Consider the following 24114-nt stretch of genomic DNA (forward strand, 5'->3'; position numbering starts at 1 on the left):
CCGCTGCATCTTCTGCGGCCCGGACTCACGGCTGAACTCCGCCAGCGTCCACCCGTTCTTCCGCTCGGTCCGAGACAACAACCCCGCCACATACGCCCGCGCCTGCGCCCGGGGCTGATCAGACCGGAAACAGCCTTCCACCCGGCCGAACAGCTCCTCCAGCCCNGCCTCCCACATCGCNACATCCACCTCGGATACACTCTGAGCCGCGGCCACCGCGGTCTCTCCCTTTGTTCTCACAAAACATGGAGAAACACACGGTGGCCGCTCTTCCGTCCACNCCACNCCGCACTCGAAGCAAGAGATCACACACCGACCACTGTCGCTGTAGTACTAGCGTCCGGACCATGACGACGGACCACATCGCGGGGCATCTGCGGGCCGGCGGTCACCCGCCCGGCGGCGTGCGCGACAGCGCTGACGTGCGGGTGGAGCAGCACCGCCTGCCGCAGACGTACGCGGCGTTCGCCGCGCTGCGCGACGCGACCGGCGAACAGACCGCGGCGGTGCTGCAGGTTCTCGCGCTCTACGGCCACGCGGTCGACAACGGCGACCCGGACCTCCTGGCGCGGGTGTTCGTCGACCCGCCGGCCCTCGACGGTGCGACGTCCCCCTCGCACCACACCGTCAACACGGAAGTGAAGCAGGTCCCCGGCGGCCTGGCCGCGTGGAGCCGGCTGGTGACCATCGCCGGCGACGGCAGCGTCGCGAGCGCCGACGTCGTCGACGTGCTCACCGAGACGCCCGCCGGCTGGCGCGTGGCCCGACGGACCGTCCACCCGCGCCACGGCGGCCCGGTCGTCGTCACCGACGGGGAGGCCCCGTGGGCGTGAGGATCGTGCCGGTCGACGCGGCCACCTACGCCGAGGTGTGCAGCCTGCTCGCCAAGCATCCGTACCTGTTCGACAACATCGCGCTGGAAACCGCACCGGCGGCGTACACCGACGATGCGACCATGGGCGGCACGCCGCTGGCGCAGGCCGCGAGCGGCCTCCCGTACGGGCGGGTGATGTTCCCGCACCACACCACCGACATCGCCGTCCACCGGATCGACGACGACACGCTGCGGGTGTGGGCGAAGTACTTCGTGATACGCGGCGACGGCACCGCGGGATCGGGCGACTACCAGGACACCGTGGTCCGTACGCCGCACGGCTGGCGGATCGCCGAACGGTCCGTCACCCGCGGCAACCGGCCCGACAACGACCCCGACGGCCCCTCGGCACGGACCCTGACCACCACCACCTGGCTGCCGACCGAGGACTGACCGACGCCGTGGTGGTCGGCGCTGGTCAGCACACACGGATCGTCGTTGCCGAGGATCCGTCGCTGGTCGGCGTGGATGGCCGTGGTGGCGGTGCCTGAACGCGCCGCTCAGGTAACCGATGTTCGCCGGGGTGCGCTTCTCGACGCCACGCCTAGACAAAGTCGACATGACGGGCTACCTTCGTCCAGGTCAGTCACCTGACTGAAGATCACAACTGTCACGAGTGCCAACGTCCAGCCCCGGCTTGTTGGCCGGCAACCCTCCACCGCGAAGGGGTGCCCCGGGTGAGGACACGGCCGCATCCAGTGGATGCGGCAAAGCGCGGGCCCGGTCTCCTGGGCCTCGGCCGAGGGAGCAACGACATGCTGGGAGCGACTCGCCGCGCGGGTGGCCGCTCCACGACCGCAGGTCGCGTCCCGGGCACGAACACCGTGCCCGGCCCGCGGGCCCCCCGGTCACCACAGGTACGGCTTACCCGCCGCCTGTCGATCGACCTGCGTCGTTCGTCCAGCTGTCTCTGTCCGACGACCTGACTCCCGCTGCCGGCCGGCCCGGCCGGCCGGCTCCCGCGGTTCCGCCGCCTCCGTCGCCCCACCCGCCCGAGTTCACCCGACTGTCGCCGTCCGTCGGCTGAGTGCCCGGACGGGGCTGCTCGGCTGCCCGGGTTCGGTCAGGCCGGCAGCCTCGTTCAGGTCGCGTCCCGGGCCGGCCGGCTCATCCAGCAGGCCTGCCGGAATCCCGATACCGAGCGCGGCAGGAAGCGCCGCCGGGCCGCCGGGCCGCCGGGCCGTCGGGCCGTCGGGCCGTCGGACCGCCGGGCCGTCGGACCGCCGGACCGCCGGGCCGGTTTCCGATCGCCACGACCAACGCGGCTCGGTCCCGACGCGCCTCCACGACCAACCCCAACCCCGTCGACCACTCGATCAGGAGAACGGAAACCCGATGTCCAGCAACGTCTTCGGCGTCAGTAAACGAGTCTCGCTGACGCTCGCCGCCGGATCCGCAGCGCTCGCGCTCGCGGCCTGCGGCTCCAGTGGCGGCTCCGCGGGCAGCTCTGCCGGCTCGACCGGCACCCCGGTTCGGGGCGGGACGTTGACGTTCGCGATCAACTCCGACGGCACCTGCCTCGACCCGCACCAGAGCCCGGCCGACGTCGACGGGTTCTTTGCCCGGTCGATCGTCGACTCGCTCGTGGCCCTGAGCGACGACGGCACGATCTCCCCCTGGCTCGCCACGAGCTGGACCGTCTCGCCGGACCAGAAGACGTACTCGTTCGTCCTGCGCGACGACGTCACCTTCAGCAACGGCGAGAAGTTCGACGGCGCGGCCGTCAAGGCCAACCTCGACCACATCGTCGCCCCGGCGACCAAGTCGCAGCTGGCGGCCGGCACCATCGCGACCTACACCGGAACCACGGTGACGGACCCGACCCACGTCGAGGTCCACTTCAGCGCGCCGAACTCGGCGTTCCTGCCCTCGCTGGCCACGGCCTACCTGGGCATCGAGGCGCCGAGCACGTTGACGAAGCCGCCGTCCGAACTCTGCTCGAAGATCGTCGGCAGCGGTCCGTTCATCAGCTCGGGCGGCTACGTCAAGGGCAAGGGCATCGACTACGTCCGCAACGCGAAGTACAACTGGGCGCCGAAGAACGCCAAGCACACCGGCCCGGCCTACCTCGACGCGTTGTCGATCCGCAGCCTCCCCGAGGACTCCTCCCGGTACGGCGCACTGACCAGCGGGCAGATCGACGCGATCGCGAGCGTCCCGCCGGTGAACGTGGCGCAGCTCAAGTCGACATCGGGCTTCCGGATCCAGACCGCGTCCGCGCCGGGCGGCAACTACAACTACTACCCGAACACCGCCAAGGGGCCCTTCGCGGACGTCAAGGTCCGGGAGGCGTTCCGGGCGGGCATCGACTGGGCGACGATCGTCGACAAGCTGTACTTCGGCGTCTTCCCGCCCGGCAAGGGCCCGCTGTCCCCGTCGACCGTCGGCTACGACACGTCGATCGAATCCGCCTACCGCTACGACGCCGCCAAGGCGAACCGGCTGCTCGACCAGGCCGGTTGGACGGGTCGGGACGCGCAGGGCTACCGCACCAAGGACGGTAAGCGGCTCACCATCGTCCATCCCTTCCTCAAGCAGTTCGCCCGGGAACAGCGCGACGTCGTCGCCGACCAGGTCCAGGCCGCGGCGAAGCAGATCGGCATCGAGGTCAGGACCACGAACCCCGAGTACACCTCGTACATCAAGGACGTCGCGGCCGGCAACTACGACCTCATCGACTTCAGCTGGCAGCGGGCCTCGCCCGACGCGCTGCGCACCCTGTTCGGCAGCGCGGCCATCCCGAAGGACGGCTTCGGCACCAACGGCTCGCGGCTGTCCGACCCGGCCCTCGACAAGGACTTCACCGACGCCCTGGGCACCACCGACCTGACGAAGCAGGGCGCGCTCTACGGCGACGCGCAGCAGCGGATCACCTCGGCCGCCGCGGTGTTCCCGATCTACGTGTTCAACTACGTCCTCGGATCGAGCACGAAGGTGCAGGGGCTGCGGTTCGAGCCGCAGGCGTTCCCGCTGTTCTACGACGCCTGGACGAGCAAGTGACCATCGCCCTCGCGGCGGACGAGCGGCGCGGAGGGGGCCGTGCGGCCTCCTCCGCCCGCTCGATCGGGCTCGCCGTCCTGCGGCGGGTCGGGTACGCGGTGGGTGTGCTCTGGGGTGCGGTCACCGTCACCTTCGCGGCCCTGCACCTGAAGTCCGGCGGCATCATCGATGCGATCATCGGGCAGGCGGCCGTCTCCCCCGAGGTCAGGGCGCAGATCATCTCCGACTACGCCCTGGACAGGCCCTGGCTGGTCCAGTATTTCGACTACCTCGGGCACCTGCTGCGCGGTGATCTCGGCCATTCCTACAACCAGGGGATGGACGTCACGACCGCCATCGGCGACCAGCTTGCGCCGTCGTTCGAGCTGATGGCCGCCGGCGTCGTGCTCGCGCTGGTCGGGGCGATCGTGGTCGCGCTGCTGACCGCCAACCGGCCCCGCTGGATCCGCGGCCCGTTCGCCTTCCTGGAGATCGTCGGCGTCTCCGTGCCGGCGTTCTGGTTCGCGATCCTGCTGCTCACCGTCTTCTCCTTCCAGCTCCACTGGTTCCCGGCCATCGGATCGAACAGCTTCCGGGGACTGGTGCTGCCGGCGATCGCCCTGGCCGTGGCCCCGGGCGGGACTCTCGCCCAGGTGCTGCGGGACGGTCTGGAACGCGCGCTCGACGAGCCGTTCGTGACGACCGCCCGCAGCCGCGGCATCCGTGAGACAGCCGTGCTGGTGCGGCACGCCCTGCGGCACGCCCTGATGCCGGCCATCACCATCGCCGGCTGGCTCGCGGGCGCGTTCCTCGGTGGCGCGATCGTGATCGAGAACGTGTTCTCCCGGCAGGGGCTCGGGACGCTGACGGTCGGCGGACTCGGCCGCCGGGACTTCCCGCTCGTCTCCGGGGTCGTGCTCGTCGCGGCGGCGTTCTACGTCGTCATCAACCTGCTCATCGACGCCGTCTACCCGCTGCTGGATCCCCGGCTGCGTCCCGTCGCCCCGACCACAGCCGGGCCCGTGAACGCGGCCGCCGCCGGCATCACCTCGACAGCGAGCCCGTCCGTCTCCGCGACCGGGGCTGACCAGAAGGGCGAAGGATGACCGTCACACCGGTCGATCCGACCGGGCTCCCGCCCGGCGGCGCATCACCGGGCACGCCGGTCGGGGCCTCGGCCTCGACCTCGACCTCGACCCGCGGACGTTGGCCCTGGCTGCGCGTGTCGCGGCCGGGGGTGGTCCTGAGCTTCGCCTTTCTCCTGGTGTTGGTCCTGGCCTCGTTCTGGCCGCACCTGTTCACCGGCACCGATCCGAACGCCGCCGACATCTCGCAGACGTTGCGGGGACCGGGTTCCGGCCACCTGCTGGGCACGGATCAGAACGGCCGGGACATCTACGCCCGGATCGTCCATGGCACCCGGCTCTCCCTCTGGATCGGTCTGAGTGCGTCGGCGCTCGCGCTCGTGGTGGGAGCGGCCGTCGGCGTCGCGGCGGCGCAGGGCGGGCGCGTGCTCGGAGCGGTGACAGACTGGCTGCTGAGCGTGTTCCTCAGCATTCCGGGGCTGCTGCTCGCGCTCCTGGTCATCGCCATGCTCGGCCCCGGCACCCGCAACTCGATCATCGGTCTGAGCCTCATCTTCACCCCGGGCTTCGCCCGGGTGGTCCGCGGCGAGGTGATGCGCATCCGCGCCTCGGTCTATCTGGAGGCCGCGCGGGCGCTCGGCTGGCCGAAGCGGCAGGTGATCATCCGACACCTGGTGCCGAACGCGTTGGGTCCGGTCCTGATCCTGGCCACGATCAACGTGGGCGGGGCGATCAGTCTCGGCTCCACCCTGAGCTTCCTCGGGCTCGGCCCGCAGCCGCCCACCGCCGAGTGGGGCGCGATGCTGTCCAGCAGTCGCACCTACTTCTCGGTCGCCTGGTGGCCCGCGATCTTCCCCGGGATCGCGATCACGCTCGCCGTCCTGGCCATCACGGTCGCCGGACAGTTCCTCCAGGCACGACTCGAAGGTCGGAACGCACGATGACATCCGACAGCGACCCGACGACCGACAGCGACCCGACGACCGGTGACCCGACCACCGGCGACCCGGCCATCGGTGATCCGACCATCGGTGATCCGACGGCGCCGGACCCGGCGACGCAGCCCGGCGATCCCCGAACCCTCGTCGACGTGGCGAACCTGCGCGTGCGGTTTCGGCTGGGTCGACGCTCGGTGGACGCCGTGCGCGGCGTGTCGTTCCGGATCGACGCCGGTCAGAGCATCGCCGTCGTCGGAGAGTCGGGCTCGGGGAAGAGCGTCACCGCCCGCAGCCTCGTCGGGCTGGCGGGACGCGGGGCCGAGGTGCGGGCCGACCGCCTGGTCATCGCCGGCACGGACACCCGGACGCTGCCGGAACGCCGATGGCGGACCCTGCGCGGCCGGCATATCGGCTTCGTCCTGCAGGACGCGCTCGTCTCACTCGACCCGGCCCGCCGGGTCGGCGCCGAGATCGCCGAGACGCTGCGGGCCCATCGGGTGGTTCCTCGGGCGGAGGTCGACGCGCGGGTGGTCGAGCTGTTGCGGGAGGTCGGCGTACCGGAGCCGGAGGCCCGCGCGGGCCAGTACCCGCATCAGCTCTCCGGCGGGCTGCGGCAGCGGGCCCTGATCGCTTCGGCGATCGCGGCCGACCCGGAGCTGCTCATCGCCGACGAGCCGACCACCGCGCTGGACGTCACGGTACAGGCCCAGATCCTCGAGATGCTCGCCGCGCGCAAGCGGGCCGGGACGGCGCTGCTGCTCATCAGCCACGACCTGGCCGTCGTGTCCCAGGTCGCCGACCACGTCTTCGTCATGAAGGACGGGATCTTCGTCGAGCACGGCCCGACCCGGCAGGTGCTCGACGACCCGCGGCACCCCTACACCCGCCAGCTCCTCGCCGCCGTGCCGGTCGCGCACGCCCGCGGCACCCGACTGTCACCGCAGCCCGGTGGCCCGGTCGCGCAGCCTCGGGCGGTCGTCGGCGACGGGGTCGTGCTGGCGGCCAGGGACCTGGTCAAGACGTTCGCCCTGGACGGGCGCCGCATCCTGACCGCCGTGGACGATGTGTCGTTGGAGCTGCGGGCCGGGGAGACGCTCGGCATCGTCGGCGAGTCCGGTTCCGGCAAGACCACGACCGCCCGGCTGCTGCTGGACCTGGAGCGGGCGGACTCCGGCGCGGTCGAGGTCGACGGCACGGCCTGGGGCGAGATCGACGCCCGGACGGGTGCGCGGCTGCGCCAGCACATCCAGGTGATCTACCAGGACCCGCTCAGCTCGTTCGATCCGCGATACCCGGTTCGGAAGATCATTGCCGAGCCGCTGGCCGTGGCCCGGGTCTCCCGCGCCGAGCGCCGGACCCGGGTGCTGGAGCTGCTCGACCAGGTCGGGCTGGCGCGCGACGTGCTGGACCGGCGACCGCGCCAGCTCTCCGGCGGGCAGCGCCAGCGGGTGGCGATCGCCCGGGCGCTGGCCCCCCGGCCTCGCGTCATCGTCTGCGACGAGCCGGTCTCGGCCCTCGACGTCTCCATCCAGGCCCAGATCCTCGACCTGCTCGCCGATCTCCAGGCCCGGCTCGGCATCGCCTACGTGTTCATCTCCCATCATCTCGGCGTGATCTACCACGTCAGCGACCGTGTGCTGGTCATGAAGGACGGCCGGATCGTCGAGTCCGGCGATGTCGAGCAGGTCTTCCGGGAGCCGCGCCACGACTACACCCGCGGTCTGCTCGCCGCGGTGCCGACCCTCGACGGCGCCGCGCTGCGCCCCCCGGCGGAACCACGGGCGACGACCGTGCCGGAAAGCGAAGGAGCGGTGGCATGACCGTCCACAAGGTCGACGTCGTCGTGCTCGGCGGCGGGGCGATGGGGTCGGCGGCGGCCTGGCAGCTGGCCCGCCGCGGCGTCGACGTCGTGCTGCTCGAACGGTTCGCGGCCGGACACGTCCGGGGGGCCTCCCACGGCGCGTCCCGGATCTTCCGGCTCGCCTACCCGGACCTCGGCTACATCCGCCTCGCCCAGCAGGCCCGGGTGCTGTGGCGGGAGCTGGAGGATCTCACCGGCACCGCGCTGCTCACCGTCACCGGGGGGCTGGAGCACGGCGGCGACCCCGTGTTGGACCAGGTCGCCGACGCCACCGCCGCGGCTGGCGTGGCGTCGGAGTGGTTGACGCCGCGCCAGGCCGCGCGGCGCTGGCCCGGCCTGCGCTTCGACACCCGGGTGCTGGTCCACCCGGACTCCGGGCGCCTGCACGCCGACAACGCCGTCACCGCGTTGCAGGAGAGCACGGTCAAGCACGGCGGGGTGGTCCGGCACGAGGTGCCGGTGCGCTCCCTCGCGGTGCGCGGGGACGACGCCGTCGAGATCCACACCGACGACGACCGCTACCTCGCCCGCCGCGTCGTCGTCGCCGCCGGGGCCTGGACGGAGAAGCTGCTCGGCGGCCTCGTGCCACTGCCGGCCCTGCGGGTCACCCAGGAGCAGCCGGCGCACTTCGCGCCGGTCGGCCTCGGCACGTCCGCCGGAGCGGATCAGGACCGTTGGCCCAGCTTCGTGCACCTGCTGACAGCCGGAACCCAGGAGGCCATCGCCTTCCACGGCGGGGTCTACGGGCTGGAGACCCCCGGCGAGGGCGTCAAGGTCGGCTTCCACGGGGTCGGGCCGGTGGTCGACCCGGACAGGCGCGACTTCGCTGCGGTGCCGGCCCAGCTCGCGGCGTTGCGGGAATACGTGCGGCGCTGGATCCCCGGCGTGGACCCGGACCGCTTCGCCCCGATCAGCTGCACCTACACCACGACCCCGGACTGGCACTTCGTCCTGGACCGGCACGGCCCGGTGGTCGTGGCGGCGGGATTCTCCGGCCACGGCTTCAAGTTCGTGCCCGCCATCGGACGCATCCTCGCGGACCTGGCCGTCGACGGCACCCGTCCCGACCCCCGCTTCGCCTCCACCCGCTGACCACGACATCCATCCGCCGACCATGACGTCCACTCGCCGACCATGACGTCCACTCGCCGACCACGACGTCCACCCGCCGACCACGACATCGTGCCGTCGCCCTCGATGGCGCAGGAAGGGCCTGCACATGACCAGTCCACGCAAACAGATCATCCTGGGTCACTACATCGGCGGGGTCAATCACACCACGGTGTGGTCGGATCCGGCCGCCGGCAGCCAGATCGCGTTCTCGTCGTTCCAGCACGCCGCCCAGGCGGCGGAGCGCGGGAAGTTCGACTTCTTCTTCCTCGCCGAGGGGCTGATCCTGCGCGAGCGGCTCGGACAGATCTTCGACCAGGACATCGTCGGGCGCCCGGACACCCTGCCGGTGCTCGCCTCGCTGGCCGCCGTCACCGAGCATCTCGGGCTCGTCGGCACCCTGAACGCCACCTTCAACGAGCCGTACGAGCTGGCCCGCCAGCTCGCCTCGCTGGACCATCTCTCCGGCGGACGGGCCGGCTGGAACGTGGTGACCTCNTTCGACGCCTTCACCGGGCAGAACTTCCGCCGGGGCGGCTTCCTGCACCGCGACGACCGGTACGTGCGGGCCAAGGAGTTCGTCGCCCTCGCCCGCCAGCTGTGGGACTCCTGGGCCGCCGACGCGATCGTCGCCGACGCCGAGCACGGCCGGTTCCTGCGCGACGCGGCGGTCGGGACGTTCCGCCACTCCGGTCGCCAGTTCGACGTGGCCGGTCAGTTCACCGTGCCGCGCAGCCCGCAGGGGCGGCCGGTGATCCTGCAGGCCGGGGTCTCCCCGCAGGGCCGTGACTTCGCCGCCGCCACCGCCGACGCGATCTTCTCGCCCTACCGCGAGCTCGGGCCGGCCCAGGAGTACTACCGCGACATCCAGGCCCGAGTCGTCCGGGCGGGCCGGCCGCCGGGCTCGGTGAAGCTGCTACCCGGCGGGGCGTTCGTCCTCGGCGACACCGCGGCCGACGCCGTCGAGCGGCAGCGGGAGGTCGCCCGCGCCCAGGTCAGCGGGCGGACCGCGCAGATCCTGCTGGAGACCGTCTGGAACCGGGACCTGTCCGGCTACGATCCGGACGGCCCGCTGCCCGACGTCGATCCGGACCCGACCGGCCCGCCGGTGATCCAGGGCCGTGCCCGGATCGCCGAGGACCCGTTCGAGACCGTGCGGACGTGGCGGGCGCTGGCCGAGGCCAACCGGTACTCGCTGCGCGACCTCGCCATCCGCGTGTTCAGCCACACCGAGTTCGTGGGCACGCCGACCCAGATCGCCGACCGGCTCGACCACTTCGTCCAGAACGACGGCTCGGACGGCTTCATCCTGGGCTCGCACGTGACCCCCGGGGGAATCGACGAGTTCGTCGACAAGGTCGTCCCGTTGTTGCAGGAACGCGGCTCGCTGCGCGCCGAGTACAGCGGGACGACGCTGCGGGACAACTTCGGCCTCCCCCGGGACTCGGCCGCCCCGGACCGGACCCCCCAGGGTGCCCCGACGTGACCGAACGCCATCCGCTCGACAACCCGGCGCTCGCCTCGCTGCTGGGACCGCACGCGCACCTCGCCGTGCGGCAGGGGAGCGTGCTGCGCTACCCCGAGGACGTCGCACCGTTCATCGCCCTGCCGGACGATCCCGACGCCGGCACCTGGCGGGACGCCGCGACGCTGCTCGGCCCCGGGGCGATCCTGCCCCTCGCCGGCTTCGACGACGTGCTGCCGACCGGATGGGAGGTGGTCGGACACGGTGCCGGCGTGCAGCTCGTGGACGAGGGTGTCGCCGCGGCGCCCGACGACGAGGCCGTCCGGCTCGAGCCGGACGACGTCGAGGACATCCTCGCGCTGATCGACCGCGCCCGGCCCGGGCCGTTCCGGTCCCGGACCATCGAGCTCGGCACCTACCTCGGCATCCGGCGCGGCGGCGTGCTCGTCGCGATGGCCGGGGAACGGCTGCACCCGCCGGGCTGGACGGAGATCAGCGCGGTGTGCACCGAGGAGGCCTACCGCGGGCAGGGACTGGCCACCCGGCTCGTGCACGCCGTCGCCGCGATCATCCGGGCCCGGGGGGAGACGCCGTTCCTGCACGCCTCGGCGGACAACACCGGCGCGATCAGGCTCTACGAACAGCTCGGTTTCCGCCTTCGCCGGCGGGTGACGTTCACCGCCATCCGGGTGCCCGGCGAGCCGGCGGGCGGCGTGCCCGCCCCGAACCCGTTCGCCGCCGCGGCCACACCCACCGCCGCGGCCGCACCAACACCCGCGCCGCGAAGCGGTTCGGCGACCGAAGCCGCGAGCGGAGGTCCGGTCGGGTGACCGACGTCGTCGCCGAGCAGTCAACGCATGGCCGACCAGATCCAGATCACGGCGGTTCCCGGCGCCGACCAGGCGCACGTGATCGCCCACGGGGTAGGACGATCGCCCATGGGGTAGGAGGCAGGGAATATCAGTCCGGGGCTCCGAACTCGCGCGCGGCACGGCGGCCGATGCGGCGGTCAGGGACGATCCAGATCAGCGCGACGACGGTGTAGCAGCCGGTTGCGATAATGACGCCGACCTTGCCGTGGGTGTCCACGAACTGCGCGGACAGTATTCCGGCGAGATAGAACAGCGGCGAGATCCTGCCCTCCACCGTCATGCGCGCAGCCGCACGCCTCACCCCTGTCCCCATGCCGTCATCAGACCATCCCCCGGCCAGGAGCCGCGGCGTCGCACCGGAGGTGTATCTACGCCGGTGCGGGAACGCCGCGCCGAGACCGGGATGCCCGCCGCGGCGCGCTCCGCCTCAGTGGCCGGGCCGTCCCCGGCCGTCGTGGATCACTGCCCACCGCCGTCTCGGCCTGGCCGCGGGCAGGTAGGCATGGCGTGCAGGTGGTCCCAGTAGTAGGCGGCGGCGGAGGGATGGAGCTGGACGGCACAGTAGAGCTTGTTGTCCTGGATTTCGGTCTTCAGATCGAGAAAATGCCGGTTGTGCGGGTCGTTCTTCCACAGGGCGGCTTCGAACTCGCTGCGGTCGTCAACCAGCAAGCCGGCGACGAAGGTGACCAGGTCACCGTCAGCCTTGGCGTTCGCCAGCACGACGTTCGACGACGCGATCGTGTCCGTCGCGTCGATCCGTGTGTAGTCGTCACGTCGGAGCGTCCACTTCCGATAGTCTCCGCCGTGCAGAAAGGGATACTTGGCATCCCATTCGGACTGCATTCTCACGAGATAGTCCGTGCCGAGCGGCAGCAGCGTCAGCGTGGCCCCTTCCGGGTCCTTCAGCGCATCCGCGATGGTCGGCGTCGGTGCTCCTCCCGACCACAGGAGGGCGTCGGCACGGTGGCTGCGGACGGCGTCCACCGCGTCGGCCAGCGTACTGTGCGCCATCGTCGGGTTGCAGTCCGGGATCTGGGCCCGGAGCTGGCGAAGGAGAATCGTGCCGGTGCGTTCCGTCCCCGACTCGACCAGCCCCGTCTCCAGGGTCCGGTTCTGCTGGCAGAGATCACCGAGCGCGGTAACCGGCCGGTCGTCCGGACTGCCCGGGTTCGGCGCCCGGACGACCACCTGGATGAAGTCCAGCCACAGCGGGCCGATGGTCCGCACCGTGGTCACGGGCCGCCCCTCGAACTGGTAGACGGCCTCGTGCGCGTCCACCGCCGTGCTCAGGCCACTGATGGACAGCCAGCAGGTGGCGGCCTTCGGGTCGGCCAGCACCCCGACGTTGAAGGCGCTCCCCTGTGTCGCCACGACGTTCACGACCGACCCGGGAAACCGCTGCGTAATGTTTCTGCTGATGACATCCGCATACTCGTCATAAGGCGTGGTCGTCGAATCATGCGCGGCGCCGCCCTGCCCGGCGAAAATGTCGATGACCGGGCACCTGCCGAGCACTCGCGGAGCGGCCGGCCGCGTTCGCGCACCGAGGACGGCGGCCAGCATGCCCACGACGACAACCGCTACGCCAATGGCCAGGTAAACACCGCGTTCACCCCGCGAGAATGACCCCGCACTGGACACAGAGCAACAGCCCCCCACCATGCTCCACGCCGTCCGGATAGACGGCAGGCGGCTATGTTACCCGTCCCGGTTCGTCGCCTTCGGAAGCGGCCGTGGAATATCCCGGCGGCGGGCATTCCTGCTGACGCCACGCGAGCGCGTACACCAGCATTCCGGCGATCCCGGCCTGCAGAGCCACCGCGCCCGCCGAATGGTCCGCCGAGACGAAGGTCGCGACCTCGGCCCCGCAGGCCGCCCCGAGCAGGGCCAGCACGACGGTCCGGGCCAGCTCACCCGCGGTCGGCCGCCACCTGGTCGCGAGCAGACAGCGGATCACGGCGGTACTCGCAACGCCCACCGCGACGACGCCCAAGGCGACCCCGGCGAGACCACCGCCCCCCGAGGACTGCCACGCGATGCCGCCGGCCTCGAGGCCCAGCCCGGCCAGGACGGCGACGCCCAGGGCGACCGGCCGCGCGGATGCGGAGAACCCGGGCATAGGAAGCCCGGGCGTTCGGCGCCGATCCCGCGGGCGGCCCCGATCCCGCGGGCGGCCCCGATCCCGCGGGCGGCCCCGATCCCGCGGGCGGCCCCGATCCCGCGGGCGGCGCCGATCCCGCGGGCGGCGCCGATCCTGCGAAGCCTCGGGTGGTCGCGCCGGTTCACCCTGCTGACCGTCCGGGCGGGCGATCGGCGCCGGTGGGCGCGCGCTGGGCAGGGGCGGTGGTTGGGACGGTCGAGGCACCCTGCGGACCGGGGACGGCGGTGGCTGCGCCGCCACCGCGCTGCCGTCGGCGGCCGGCTCCCGGCGTCGGGTCGGGTAGTCGGGGGCGGTCCGCGGCCGGTTCTGGCCCGCCAGCGCGGCCCTGACCTGCGTGACCAGCTCCACCCGGGCGGCGCCAGCCGCCAGCCCGAACAGGTCGATGAAGACGACGGACCCCAGCGGGTCGGGAGGCCGGCAGTCGGCGACCCGGATCGGAATGAGCTTCCGGTCGGTGCCCGCGAGATCGGCTCCCCACGCGGCCCGCCAGTCCGTGCCGCCCTGACCCGAACGCAGGTAGGCGCTGGAAACAATGGCTATCGTCCGGGCGGAGCCGACGATACCGTTCTCGAAGAACGCCTGCCGGTTCATGCCTGGGACGAGATACCAGTCCTCCAGGAGCACCCGGTAGCCGGCCTCCTCCAAGTGCCAACCGACCCAGATGGCCCACTCCCTGTCCACCGGGGCACGGGAGATGAAGAAATCCCACCGGGGGCCGGTGACCTCATCCGCGTTCTCCGCGGCATCGAGCATGAACCGATCATCGCACGGAGCCGCCGCCGGTCGGAAAGCCCTCGACGTCGCCACCGACCACGCGCACCTTGCAGGGCAGCCCCGAGCACCGCACCCGCCGAGGGCAGGCCGACCTACTCCGGGATGCAGGCTCGCGGCGGTAGAGGCGCCCCCCTCCCTGTCAGACTCGTGTGAGACACCCCAGCGGGCTTCCCGGTCCTTCGCGTCCGGCGTGCCGATCACCGTCACCGGCTCACGCAGACGCTTCCACTTCAGGCCGGTCGTGATCGCCTCAACCCCGCGGATTGCGCCGGTCGTGTCGGAGTTGCCGTGAACGTAGAGGGCCTATGGGCGACCAATGGTCGCTTCAATCACGGGATAGTAGATCTGGTCGCACAACTTGCGGAAAGTTGCATACGTTGCGCAACCACGCTACGTGTGCACGGATCGGGCCGCCATGGCAGGGCGGGCCAGGAGACGGCCGGCGCGGCCCTGCCAGCTCGACACCCAGACGTCGAGGATTTGCTAAACTTTTCGCTGTGGACGAGTGGGAGGTCCGCGTCACCGACGAGTTTCTGGCCTGGGTCGACGGGCTCGATCCGAGATCGAAGGCGCTCGTGGTCGACGCGATAGACCGGCTGGCCGACGCCGGGCCAGGCCTGGGGCGGCCACTGGTCGACCGCCTGGTCGGCTCGGAGATCCACAACCTCAAGGAACTCAGGCCAGGTTCCGCGGGTTCCTCGGAGATCCGCGTCCTGTTCGTCTTCGATCCCTGGCGCTGCGCGATTCTGCTGGTGGGGGGCGACAAGTCGGGCGACTGGTCCGGCTGGTACCGCACAGCGATCCCACGGGCGGAGACGCTGTACGTCGAGTACGTGAAGGAACGGGAAGCCGAGGAAGGCAGCTCATGACCAGATTTCCCCGGTGGAACGACGTCCGCGCCGGCCTGGTCGCCGACGCCGGCGGCGAGGAGGCCCTGGCCGAGGCCCACAGGCGCAACCAGGCCTACATCGACGGCCACCGGCTCGCCGATCGCCGCAGACTCCTCGGCCTGACGCAGACCGATGTCGCCGAACACATGGGCGTCAGCAAGAGTCGGGTCTCCCAGATCGAACGCGGCGAAGTCTCCACCGTGGACGTCATCGCCCGCTACGTCCGAGCCCTCGGCGGCCAGCTCCAGATCACCGCCGTCTTCGGCGACGACCTGTACATCCTGCGCGGCACCGACACGCCTGCCGCGTGACGAGGCAGTTCCCGCCGCTGGGTGCTCGATCTCCGCGAGATCGACCTTGGTGGCCGTCGAGGTACCGAGGGGCGGAACGGCAGTCGAGGTACCGAGGGGCGGAACGCGCGAGACGGGCGCCCCCGGCCCGGCAGGCCCGCGTCCCTGGGCCGAGGCCCGCCCGCGACACTCGCACCGACTCGCCCGCGGTCCCGCGATGCTCGCCCAGCGGCCAGCGCACAGAGCATCCGCCCCCACTGCCGCGTCGACAGCGCCGGGTCAACCACCTCCTGGATCACCGTCCTCACGCGTCGCCCACCACGGCGTCGACGTGCGCCTGCAGGTGCGTGAAGAAATCGACGATCGCGCCGGCAACACCGCCGCGCGATCATCTCGACACGGTCCTGGCGGCGCTCAATCTCTCCGCGATGCCCTGGGCACAGGGCGATCATGAGGCAGCCTGCGGCCTGGCCGCCGCCCACATAGCCTGGCGTTCCAAGCGGATGACCTGCGCGACACACTGGGCGCGCAGTACTCGCCGCCGAGGCATCCGGGCACTCCCGTTCGTCGGCCTGATCGAGATCGCCGGCCAGTTCCGGCCCGCCCAGATACTTTCGCGACCGTCGCCCCGAGCTCCCAGCAGGCCTCTCGGTCGGCGGCTGACAGGTCACCAGGGACGGTAAACGGGTCGCGCAGACGTTTCCATTTCAGACCCGTCGTGATGGTCTCGACTCCGCGGACCGCGCCGGTCGTATCGCTGTTGCCGTGGACGTACAGCGCATACGGCCGGCCAACGGTCGCGTCGAGACACGGATAGTAGATCTGGTCGCAGAACTTGCAGAAAGTCGCGTCCGTCGCGCGATCACACTACGTGGTTCTCGGAACGCTGTGGTCCGCGGCCTCAAGAACCGCGGGGCGTCCTGACGCCACACTTCCCGGCCGGCCTCCGGCAGGCAGGACGAGAGAAATCCGCCCGTACCTGCTACCGCGTGACGATGACCGTCGCGCGGTGTCCGGCAGCGTTCTTGAGCTTGGTGTCGCCTGTGAGCAGATTGCAGCCGAGTGCTTCGGCGAGCGCGATGTAGGCGGCGTCGTAAGCACCGAGGTTGTGCCGCAGCTCCCACATCCGGGGGTGGTAGGGCCAGACCGGATGACGGGTAATCCGCAGGCGCGCGTAGTCAGCCAACATCTGCTCGCCACGATGAGCAGTGATCTTCTTTCCGGCGGCAAGCCGACGGACTGTTGACGCGACCTCGACGTCGAGATGGTGCGGGGCGTGCAGTGTCCGCGGGGCGGACAGGCGCTGCCGGAGCACCTCGTCGCCATCGCGGACCGACAGCACATCGATGACGAGCGAGCAGTCGACCACGTACGTGAGGGTCAACGCCGCCCCTCGTCGCGCGCCGCGAGGATGTCGTCCATGGTGAGCCCCACAGGTTCCCTGTCGCGGACCATGCGGGCGATGACCTCGGCGTTGGTCTCCGTGGCCGCATCGGCATCCATCAGGTCCCGCAGGTACCCGGACAGCGACTGACCGAGCGATCTGGCCCGCTCGCGGAGGACCGCGAGCGTCGTCGGATCGACATCGCGCACCTGGATGATGCCCCCGTCGGCAGACTCGCTCATCTGTCCACGCTACCATGATTCATGCATCACGCATGAATCCTTGCGTCAACCTCGCCAGGAGCGTTCGTGGGCACCTCACGACACCTCCGCCGCTCGCGCGCTGTCCCGCCGGAACATCGCCGTGAGCCGGCCACCAGCAACGCGGCAACGGTGGCGCCGAGCTCCCAGCAGGCCTCGCGTGTCGCAGTATCCATCTCGCCGACGATCGACAGCGGCTCTCGCAGTCGCTTCCACTTCAGGCTGGTGGCGATGGTCTCGACCCCCGGATCGCGCCCGGTCGTGTCGCTGCCACCGTGCACATACAGCGCGTACAGCCGTCCTACCGAGGCTTCGAGCACGGGACAGTAGATCTGGTCGAAGGACCTGCGGAGAGTCGCGTGCGTCGGGCGATCACACCGAGTGTCGACCAGGCTTTCTGTCGTGGTGATGCCGGGATGCGCACGCAGCCGGGCCTCCGGACACCCAGTGAGCGCTACGGACCGTAGTGGACGAAGGATGCCCAGGCGGACGGTCGGTCGGGATCTCGGGCGCGGGCGGCGAGGGTGGCGTCGTACAGCGCCTGCGCCGAGGCGGCGGCAGGGCCTAGGGCCGAATCCGCCTCGGCGTCTCGCAACTGGCGGTACACCGAGCGGGCGACCCGCAGCGCCGCGAGATCCCACACCGTCCACAGGGTGGCGATCACATGGCGGTAGCCCGCGGCTTGGAAGGCCGAGGCGAGATGGATCGACTCGTCGAGCAGCCGGACGCTGGGCTCGGCGGTGCCACATGCCGACAGGTACGCCAGGCCACTGACGTCAACCCGTCGCCGGACGATGTCGGCCACCGTCAGCGGCTGATGTTGGTGGTCGTAGACGAGGAGCGCGCTGTTTGACGGCTCGTCGATGTCCGTCACTCCGTGACACGCCAGATGGATCCAGGGCCGGGCGACCATCGCGGCCAGAACACGTTCCCGCGACGCCTGCGGACCGGTCAGGGTCTGAACGCGGCCGGGAAATGCCTCGGCGATCATGGACGCTTCCCGAGTCGCGTTGGGCAGGGGCTTGCGTTCCGGTGTTTTCGGTAGGGCTACCGCGGTGATCTCGGGCGCCCACGACCCGGAAGCCGCCGAGCCGACCGCCCCATTTGGCGGCCGGCGGGAATCCAGCAGTGCGCGGATGGTCGGCGTGTAGCTGGAGACGACTCGGTCCAGCACGGTCCGGGGCTGCCCGCCAACGGCGTCCGTCGCCGGGTCGGCGATCTGGTGACCGGCGGCGTGCAGCGGCAGGAACGCCAGCACCCCGGTCGGGCACCACCACAGACGTCGTACGCCGCCGTACTGGTCCCAGACCCGGCGCTGGTCCAGCAACGAGAGAACCGGTTCCGCGATGCTGTCCCACAGCCACCGCAGCACCGCGTTGATCCGCTCCTCCGCCGCGGTGCGCAGATTGAGATCCACGGTGGAATCAGTGGCCGTCGCGACGGCAGCCGTCAGCGCCAGCACCTGGTCGCCGGCGGTGGCCGCGGACAGGTGCGCCAGCCTCACCTGGTGGACGCCCGCTCGGGTCAGTACGAGCGCGTCGCAGCGGATGCGGTGCGGGTTGATGATGACGACCGGGCCGGCCCCGGCAGCGTCACGCATCTGGCTGAGGTCCGGCGGGAGCAGGAAGCGGGCGTAGCCGGGCAGCTGACGGGCCTCAGCCAGCAGGGCTTCGAACTGAGCGGCAAGGTCACGTCGATGTTGCTGAAGCTGAGCGTCGTCCACATGGAGCCGGCGGGGCGCGCCGGCCTCACGCGCCAGGTCGTCGGTGGGCGCGTCGAGCGCACGGCGTACCGCCTCGATCCGCCCGGCCAGGTCCGGATTGGTCTGTGCGAGCTGCCCTACGTCCGTTCGCAGTTCGCCGATCCGCCCGAGCAGAACGCCCCGGGCCTGATCCAGCAGCTCCACGGCCCGCTCGGGCATGCCGTCGGCCAGGGCGCAGGCCGCGACCAGGGATCCCAGTCCCTGTACCGACGTGAGCCGCCGTTGCTGGTCCGGCCGAGTCAGCCCACGTCCCACTGTGCGCGACAGCATCTCGATCGCCAGTTCACCGGCCTGCGTGGCCGTCGACCAGTCGGACATCTCAGCCGCGCCGATCGCCCAGGCGCGAGCGGCACCCGCTCGGGCCGTCGGGGTCGCCGTGTCCAGCCGGGCCGCGGTGGCGTAGGCCGTCTGCGCCGCCGCCTGATCGGCCTGTTCGCCGGTCCTCACGAACCGGGCGTATCGCGCCCGCCCCAGGTTGGACAGGTACACCGCCAGGTCGGGATGGCCGGGTGGAGTCAGCTCCACCGCGCGTTCGACGAGGGCGAGGGATTCGTCCAGATCAGCCATCGCCCCTGTACGTTCGAACAGCTGGAGCAGCAGGCCCGCCTCGTTGGACAGGCGTCCGAGGTAGGACGGGCTGGCCGGCGACGTGACCTGCACGGCCTCGCCGACCAGTTCTCGCGCCTCCCGGAGAACGGCCGCCTCCGCCCGCGCCTCGGCGCGCAGCCCGGTGCGCCCCGAATAGGGGACGCTGTCTGCTGGCTGGTCGGTCGCGCCGCCGAGTGAGGCGGTCAACGCCAGGCTGAGTTTGGTCAGATAGGAAGCGCGATCGACGTGGTGGGCCGGGATGGCTGTGAGTGCGGCCCGCGCCGACGCGACGGCGGCGTCGGCGTCGGCGCGACGAGCGCCGATGAGGTAGCGGGCGCGCAGGGCTCCGGAGAGATTCGCCAGCCGACCCGCCCGCCGGGTGTCGCTGGCGGCCGTGGCATCCACCGAGGCCTCCAGCACCTCCACCGCCGCGTCGAGATCAACCGCCGCCCCGGTCAGCTCGAACCGGGTGTGCAGGACCCCTCCGTGGTTGGACAGATGCCGGGCCCGGTCCGCACGCCAAGTCGGGCTCTCGTCGACGGCGGCTCCCAACTGGCGCGCGGCCTCATCGAGGTCCGCCGTCCGGCCGGTCAGCTCGTATCGGGTCGCCAGCGCCAGGCCAAGGGCGGAACTCGCCTCCGAACGCAGCGGGCGCCCCGGGACGAGCAGGTCGCGGGCCTCACTGGCCCACCGCACCGCGTCGTTGACGTCGGTCAGTGCGGCACGGCGTTCCGCGCGGGCCCGTGCCACCACCGACAGGTTGACCAGCCGGGACGCACGGAGCTCGCCGGGCCGCGGAGTGGCGTCGACGGCATCGCGCGCGTAGCCAACCATCTCGTCCGACAGCCCGGAATCGCCAGAGGTCTCGACCTGGAGCCGGATCGCGCTGACCAGAGCCGACACAAGACGGGGATATGCCAGGTCACCGCGAGAGGTCATCATCACGGCCTCACGGGCGCATTCCGCGCCCCGCTCCAGATCCGACTCCTGGCCGCCATACTCGTACCGGGCCTGGAGGGACGCGCTCAGGTTGGCCAGGGCACTCGCGGTGGAGGCGCCAGCCCGGGTCACCCGCAGGAGATCTACCGCCGTCTGGCTGGCGCACACCGCCCGCTCCACATCCTCTGGATGCCCTTGGCGGTCAAAGCGCAGCCGCAGCGCGACGCCGAGACCGTTGTGCAGCAGCCCCAGGTGCGGATGCCCCGGCGGCAGGGCGTCTATCGCCTCCGCCACCAGCGCGGTAGCTTCGTCGAAGCCATCCGCCGAGTCGGTAGCCTCCGCCTGTGTTTGCAGCGCGTTTGACAGCGCAAGCAGAGCTCCTGACCTGGCCGGATGCCCTTTCGGGGCAGCGGCGAGAGCTCCCCGCGCGGCTTCGATGCCGAAGGTGAGGTCGGTGGGGTCGCCGGTCGCCTCGAAGCGCAGTATCAGGCAGCCGGCGAGACACGCCAGCAGCGCCACGGGATTGCGACTCGCGGAGGGCAGCGTGGCCGCCCGCGCGGCCAGGTTCAGCGCCCGTTCGAGATGGGCCAACTCGCCGGTGCGTTCATACAGGTCGGACAACATCGAAGCCACGTTCGACAGCCGCCCGGCGGCGTTGCCGTCGTCCTCGGTCAACGCCGCGGTCAGGGCGACGCACTCCTCGCCGGCCTCGACGGCCGCGAGGAGATCGTCGAGGTTTCCGGTGGCACCGTGGCGCTGCTGCCGCGCGGTACTGAGGTTGGACAGTACCGCCGCGCGCTGCGGGTGCCCGGCCGCCGCCAGTGATGCGCCGCGTTGACCGATGGTGATCGCCTCGTTGAGGCTGGTCCGGCTGCCCGTCCTCTCCCAGTGCTGTCGCAGCGCGCTGCACATGTTCGACAGCCGGCCCGGCAGTCTGGGGTCGACCGGTTCGGTGACGTCGAGAATCCGCCGGCCCTCCGTGATCGCCGCCACGAGGTCGTCGAGATCGTGACGCAGCTCGTAGCGGGTGGTGAGTGCGGCGGCGAGGTTGCTCGCGTGGATGGCGAGGTGCGGGTCATCCGCGGTGGTCACCGCCAGCGCACGCCGGCCGAACGCCACCGACTCGTCCAGATCCGCCTCGCCACCCCAACGGTTGTGACGCTGATGGAGTGCCCCCGCCAGGTTCGAAAGCCGTCCGGCCAGGTCAGGACTCGACTCGGACGTCATCTCGACCGCGTCGCGTAACAGCCGAACCGCGTGATTCACCTGCTCGGAGTCCGCCATCGCGGCAGGTTCCTGCAGGATCGCCACGGCGGCACGGGTCCACTGCGTCACGTCGGCCTCATCCCCGGAACTCTCCGGCTGTGGACCTGGACCGCGCGCTCTTCGGCCGTGTGCCCGCCACACGCCGACCGCGGCTGGGTCCTCCTTGCGGCGCGCGGTCCCGACTACGGACGTCCACCAGCGCCCAAACACGGCTAATCCGGCCTATTTGCCGAGTTTGTGAATGGTGTCGGTCAGCCGTTCACGAACGACGCCCGTTGCCTTCGTCCCCGAATCCTTACCCGCGTCGTTGCCACGGCCGGAGTCGAGCCGAAGGTCTTCCAGCACCCGCGTCAACTCCTTGACCGCGCCCGAGTCCTCGGCGTCCACAGCCAACTGAAGCGACTGGAGAGTGCGAGAGACACGACTCCAGATGCCCGGAGTTGTCTCCCAGTCCAGGGCACTGTGCAGGACGTCCAGAGCCTCCTCCCGAATCTGCTCGTCGATCATGCCGCCACCGAAATGCACCCGCTGTCCCTCGCCATGCGCACGATTATGCTGGTATCTCGGGAGTCCTGATCAGGGGCATCCGGATCGGAGGCAGTCCAGATCGTGCGGAGGGACATGTCCCAGCACAGTGCCGAGACGTTGACCGCTCACGAGTTCGTCGCGCATCTGTACGCGCCCACGTCAAGCCCGCGGGCTGTCGAACTTTACACGTACCTGCGCGGTCTCTGGTCACGCTGCCAGGTCGAACTCGGCATGACCAGCCCCATTCCGGCCTTGGGGGTCCCACCGGATCCGCCGGCGCACAGCGAGCCGGATGAGACCGCGGTCTTCACCCCCATCGCCGCCGCACGCCGCGAGGGCGACGGGGTGCATCAGGTTCTGCTACGGCGGGTGCATGACGTGCTGTGCCTGTCGGTGTCCCTGGCGCCGCGCCACGGCAGCGATCTGACCTGGGCACGGCTGCGCAGCGACTGGGCGAGCATCAGCGAGCCGCTCCCCGACGGGCTGCTGGGCACGGCCGAACTCTACCTCGCACTGTTCCCGGCGTCAGGACTGGAACGGACCGAAGCAGGAGCCGATCTCAGTGCGGCCTGCCGCGCGCTGCTGCCAGCCCCGGCAGCCGCCGATTTCGATGGACGGGGTGTGTCGACGGCGGGCGGCTTCATCGCCTGGGACGCGGACACCGGTCCGGACGACCGCCTCACCCGGCGCATCGTGGCCCTGGCCCCGGCCGACCACGCCGCCGAGCTCAGTTCCTGGGCCTGGAGCCGGGGCGGGCCCGCCGAGGGCATGGTGATCACACCGCTCGCGCGGTACCTGATGCAGGCGGCGAAGCTCCGCTACCACCTGCGCGTCTGGGCGGCGGGGGCGCCGGTGCGGGCGGCCCGCCGAGACACCGAGTCCGCGCTCGCCACGGTCACCGCCCTGCTCGATGAAAGCTCACTGTTGGCCGCCAGACCCGTTCCCTTCAACTCCGCGGCACACTCTGGAGCTCTGCTCGACTCGAACCAGACCGCGCTTGACCGCGCCGTGGCGTTGCTGCGGGCCGAGATCGTGCACCTGGCCGGCACCGCCACGGCACTGCGCCAGATGCGACGGTCCGTGGAGGCCAGTGCCGCGAACATGGCCGCCTTGGCCGACCAGATCCCGGCGAGCGCCCGCGATCGGGCCGATGCGGACCACCATCACCTTTATGCCGACGACGACGCCCTGGCCACCTGGTTCGCTCGCCAACTTGACGATGATCTCTTCTCGGTCGAAACCACCGTTGACCGGGCCCGCGCGGCGATCGGCGACATCGTCCCGACATCAGTGCCGCCCACGCCGCCAGCCCCACCGGAACATCCGAAGTGGACATATTCGCCGACGGTTCCACCTATTCCCGCCAGCGAGGCATGGCCGGTATCCACGGACATCGACCTCACCGCCCCAGACCGCGCGGCCTTACTGGATACCGTGGCCAGCCTCTTCCCAACCGAAAATCACGCGGGCCACCTGCTCCACCAGGTGGGTTTACCCAGAGAAAGACGAGTCGGCTTGGAATCCGTGGCGCCAATAGTCGGGTGGAGTCAAATTTTCGCCGAGTTCGACAACGGAGTCATTTTCAACCCATACCGGCGCCTGCTCGCCGCCGCACTCGCCCTCTACCCTTACAACCCGACCTTACGGAACCTCGCTCGCGCCAACGGCCTGAAAATCGCACTTGAAGAGTCCCAGAAAGCCTCGACCACTCCTGACTACGACCCCGTTCGGAACGTAAGGCGCCTAACCTGATCTTGATCGCGCGTGCCGGCAATGACCTGCTCGCGATTTTCGCGGCGCGATGGAATGATCGCGCCGGGACGGGTTTGTCACAGGCGGACAATGGGAGATCTCGCCGCTATCCTCCGGACAGGTCGGACGCGGAGTGGGCATACGCGGCGCTCTTTCTGCCGCCGGCCCCGAAGGAGGGCCGATCAGCCATAGACCGCGTACGGCTTCCCGGGCCAACAATTGTTTGTCACCTTAACGGATACAGGGTCACGCAGGCGTTCCACTTCAGGCCGGTCGTGATGGTCCCGACGCCACGGACAGGCTGATGTCGCTTCCGCCGTGGACGTACAAGGCATA

Annotated in this window: 20 protein-coding genes, 2 pseudogenes and 1 riboswitch; of the genes and pseudogenes, 13 read left to right on the forward strand and 9 right to left on the reverse strand. The window is 70.8% G+C overall.

The features are described from left to right. Positions 1 to 165: pseudogene (locus FF36_RS23665) on the reverse strand (IS701 family transposase); the annotation flags it as partial. 182 nt (positions 166 to 347) lie between these two features. Here FF36_RS23665 and FF36_RS23670 point away from each other — a divergent pair. From FF36_RS23670 to FF36_RS23710, 10 genes and pseudogenes are all read left to right on the forward strand, one after another. Further along, positions 348 to 833, forward strand: a complete 486-nt coding sequence (locus FF36_RS23670; RefSeq protein ID WP_044887366.1) for a nuclear transport factor 2 family protein — start codon at positions 348 to 350, stop codon at positions 831 to 833. Then, on the forward strand, positions 824 to 1267 hold the full coding sequence (locus FF36_RS23675; RefSeq protein ID WP_044887367.1) for a nuclear transport factor 2 family protein: 444 nt from the start codon (positions 824 to 826) through the stop codon (positions 1265 to 1267). Before FF36_RS23670 ends, FF36_RS23675 begins: the two co-directional genes overlap by 10 nt. A gap of 215 nt (positions 1268 to 1482) precedes the next feature. Beyond that, a riboswitch (SAM riboswitch) is annotated at positions 1483 to 1595 on the forward strand. Positions 1596 to 2209: 614 nt separating this feature from the next. Further along, on the forward strand, positions 2210 to 3874 hold the full coding sequence (locus tag FF36_RS23680; RefSeq protein ID WP_044887368.1) for an ABC transporter substrate-binding protein: 1665 nt from the start codon (positions 2210 to 2212) through the stop codon (positions 3872 to 3874). Further along, the gene (locus tag FF36_RS23685; protein ID WP_044887369.1) at positions 3871 to 4959 is read left to right on the forward strand and encodes an ABC transporter permease; all 1089 of its coding nucleotides are present in this window, start codon (positions 3871 to 3873) and stop codon (positions 4957 to 4959) included. Before FF36_RS23680 ends, FF36_RS23685 begins: the two co-directional genes overlap by 4 nt. Continuing rightward, positions 4956 to 5882, forward strand: a complete 927-nt coding sequence (locus FF36_RS23690) for an ABC transporter permease (RefSeq protein ID WP_236706466.1) — start codon at positions 4956 to 4958, stop codon at positions 5880 to 5882. The genes FF36_RS23685 and FF36_RS23690 overlap by 4 nt, the downstream gene beginning before the upstream one ends. Beyond that, positions 5879 to 7696, forward strand: a complete 1818-nt coding sequence (locus tag FF36_RS23695; protein ID WP_082122175.1) for a dipeptide ABC transporter ATP-binding protein — start codon at positions 5879 to 5881, stop codon at positions 7694 to 7696. The genes FF36_RS23690 and FF36_RS23695 overlap by 4 nt, the downstream gene beginning before the upstream one ends. Further along, a complete protein-coding gene (locus tag FF36_RS23700; protein ID WP_044887370.1) occupies positions 7693 to 8829 on the forward strand; it encodes an FAD-dependent oxidoreductase in 1137 nt (378 codons plus the stop codon). The genes FF36_RS23695 and FF36_RS23700 overlap by 4 nt, the downstream gene beginning before the upstream one ends. Before the next feature lie 127 nt (positions 8830 to 8956). Further along, a partial coding sequence (locus FF36_RS38865) for an LLM class flavin-dependent oxidoreductase (protein WP_242422786.1) occupies positions 8957 to 9345 on the forward strand: 389 nt, incomplete at its 3' end. Position 9346: 1 nt separating this feature from the next. Continuing rightward, positions 9347 to 10333, forward strand: a pseudogene (locus FF36_RS23705) (LLM class flavin-dependent oxidoreductase); the annotation flags it as partial. Continuing rightward, the gene (locus FF36_RS23710; RefSeq protein ID WP_082122176.1) at positions 10330 to 11142 is read left to right on the forward strand and encodes a GNAT family N-acetyltransferase; all 813 of its coding nucleotides are present in this window, start codon (positions 10330 to 10332) and stop codon (positions 11140 to 11142) included. The pseudogene FF36_RS23705 and the gene FF36_RS23710, both read left to right, overlap by 4 nt. Positions 11143 to 11272: 130 nt before the next feature. Here FF36_RS23710 and FF36_RS23715 read toward each other — a convergent pair whose 3' ends face one another. The 3 genes from FF36_RS23715 to FF36_RS35560 form a co-directional block, all read right to left on the reverse strand. Next, the gene (locus FF36_RS23715; protein WP_052681378.1) at positions 11273 to 11464 is read right to left on the reverse strand and encodes a hypothetical protein; all 192 of its coding nucleotides are present in this window, start codon (positions 11462 to 11464) and stop codon (positions 11273 to 11275) included. Between the two features lie 179 nt (positions 11465 to 11643). Further along, positions 11644 to 12846: a TAXI family TRAP transporter solute-binding subunit gene (locus FF36_RS23720; protein WP_082122177.1), complete on the reverse strand. Its 1203-nt coding sequence runs from the start codon at positions 12844 to 12846 to the stop codon at positions 11644 to 11646. Positions 12847 to 12877: 31 nt separating this feature from the next. Further along, positions 12878 to 14098, reverse strand: a complete 1221-nt coding sequence (locus FF36_RS35560) for a toll/interleukin-1 receptor domain-containing protein (protein WP_052681379.1) — start codon at positions 14096 to 14098, stop codon at positions 12878 to 12880. 518 nt (positions 14099 to 14616) lie between these two features. Here FF36_RS35560 and FF36_RS23730 point away from each other — a divergent pair. Together FF36_RS23730 and FF36_RS23735 are read left to right on the forward strand one after the other, a co-directional pair. Then, positions 14617 to 14988, forward strand: a complete 372-nt coding sequence (locus FF36_RS23730; protein ID WP_044887373.1) for a type II toxin-antitoxin system RelE/ParE family toxin — start codon at positions 14617 to 14619, stop codon at positions 14986 to 14988. Continuing rightward, on the forward strand, positions 14985 to 15320 hold the full coding sequence (locus FF36_RS23735; protein ID WP_044887374.1) for a helix-turn-helix domain-containing protein: 336 nt from the start codon (positions 14985 to 14987) through the stop codon (positions 15318 to 15320). The genes FF36_RS23730 and FF36_RS23735 overlap by 4 nt, the downstream gene beginning before the upstream one ends. 961 nt (positions 15321 to 16281) lie before the next feature. Here FF36_RS23735 and FF36_RS23740 read toward each other — a convergent pair. The 5 genes from FF36_RS23740 to FF36_RS23755 form a co-directional block, all read right to left on the reverse strand. Continuing rightward, on the reverse strand, positions 16282 to 16683 hold the full coding sequence (locus tag FF36_RS23740; RefSeq protein WP_044887375.1) for a type II toxin-antitoxin system VapC family toxin: 402 nt from the start codon (positions 16681 to 16683) through the stop codon (positions 16282 to 16284). Then, entirely contained in the window at positions 16680 to 16925 is a 246-nt protein-coding gene (locus FF36_RS23745; protein ID WP_044887376.1) for a hypothetical protein, read from the reverse strand. Before FF36_RS23745 ends, FF36_RS23740 begins: the two co-directional genes overlap by 4 nt. Positions 16926 to 16951: 26 nt before the next feature. Then, positions 16952 to 17263, reverse strand: coding sequence for a hypothetical protein (locus FF36_RS33245; RefSeq protein ID WP_242422789.1), 312 nt, complete (start codon positions 17261 to 17263; stop codon positions 16952 to 16954). A gap of 134 nt (positions 17264 to 17397) precedes the next feature. Then, on the reverse strand, positions 17398 to 21567 hold the full coding sequence (locus tag FF36_RS31720) for a CHAT domain-containing protein (protein WP_052681380.1): 4170 nt from the start codon (positions 21565 to 21567) through the stop codon (positions 17398 to 17400). A 153-nt stretch (positions 21568 to 21720) separates the two neighbouring features. Beyond that, complete coding sequence (locus FF36_RS23755) at positions 21721 to 22005, reverse strand: CATRA system-associated protein (protein ID WP_055409975.1); 285 nt, start codon at positions 22003 to 22005, stop codon at positions 21721 to 21723. Positions 22006 to 22119: 114 nt separating this feature from the next. Between FF36_RS23755 and FF36_RS23760 the strand changes: the two genes are divergently transcribed. Continuing rightward, on the forward strand, positions 22120 to 23778 hold the full coding sequence (locus FF36_RS23760) for a CATRA conflict system CASPASE/TPR repeat-associated protein (RefSeq protein WP_052681381.1): 1659 nt from the start codon (positions 22120 to 22122) through the stop codon (positions 23776 to 23778). Positions 23779 to 24114 lie beyond the last annotated feature (336 nt).

The sequence above is a fragment of the Frankia torreyi genome (assembly GCF_000948395.1).
GTDB classification, from domain to species: domain Bacteria; phylum Actinomycetota; class Actinomycetes; order Frankiales; family Frankiaceae; genus Frankia; species Frankia torreyi.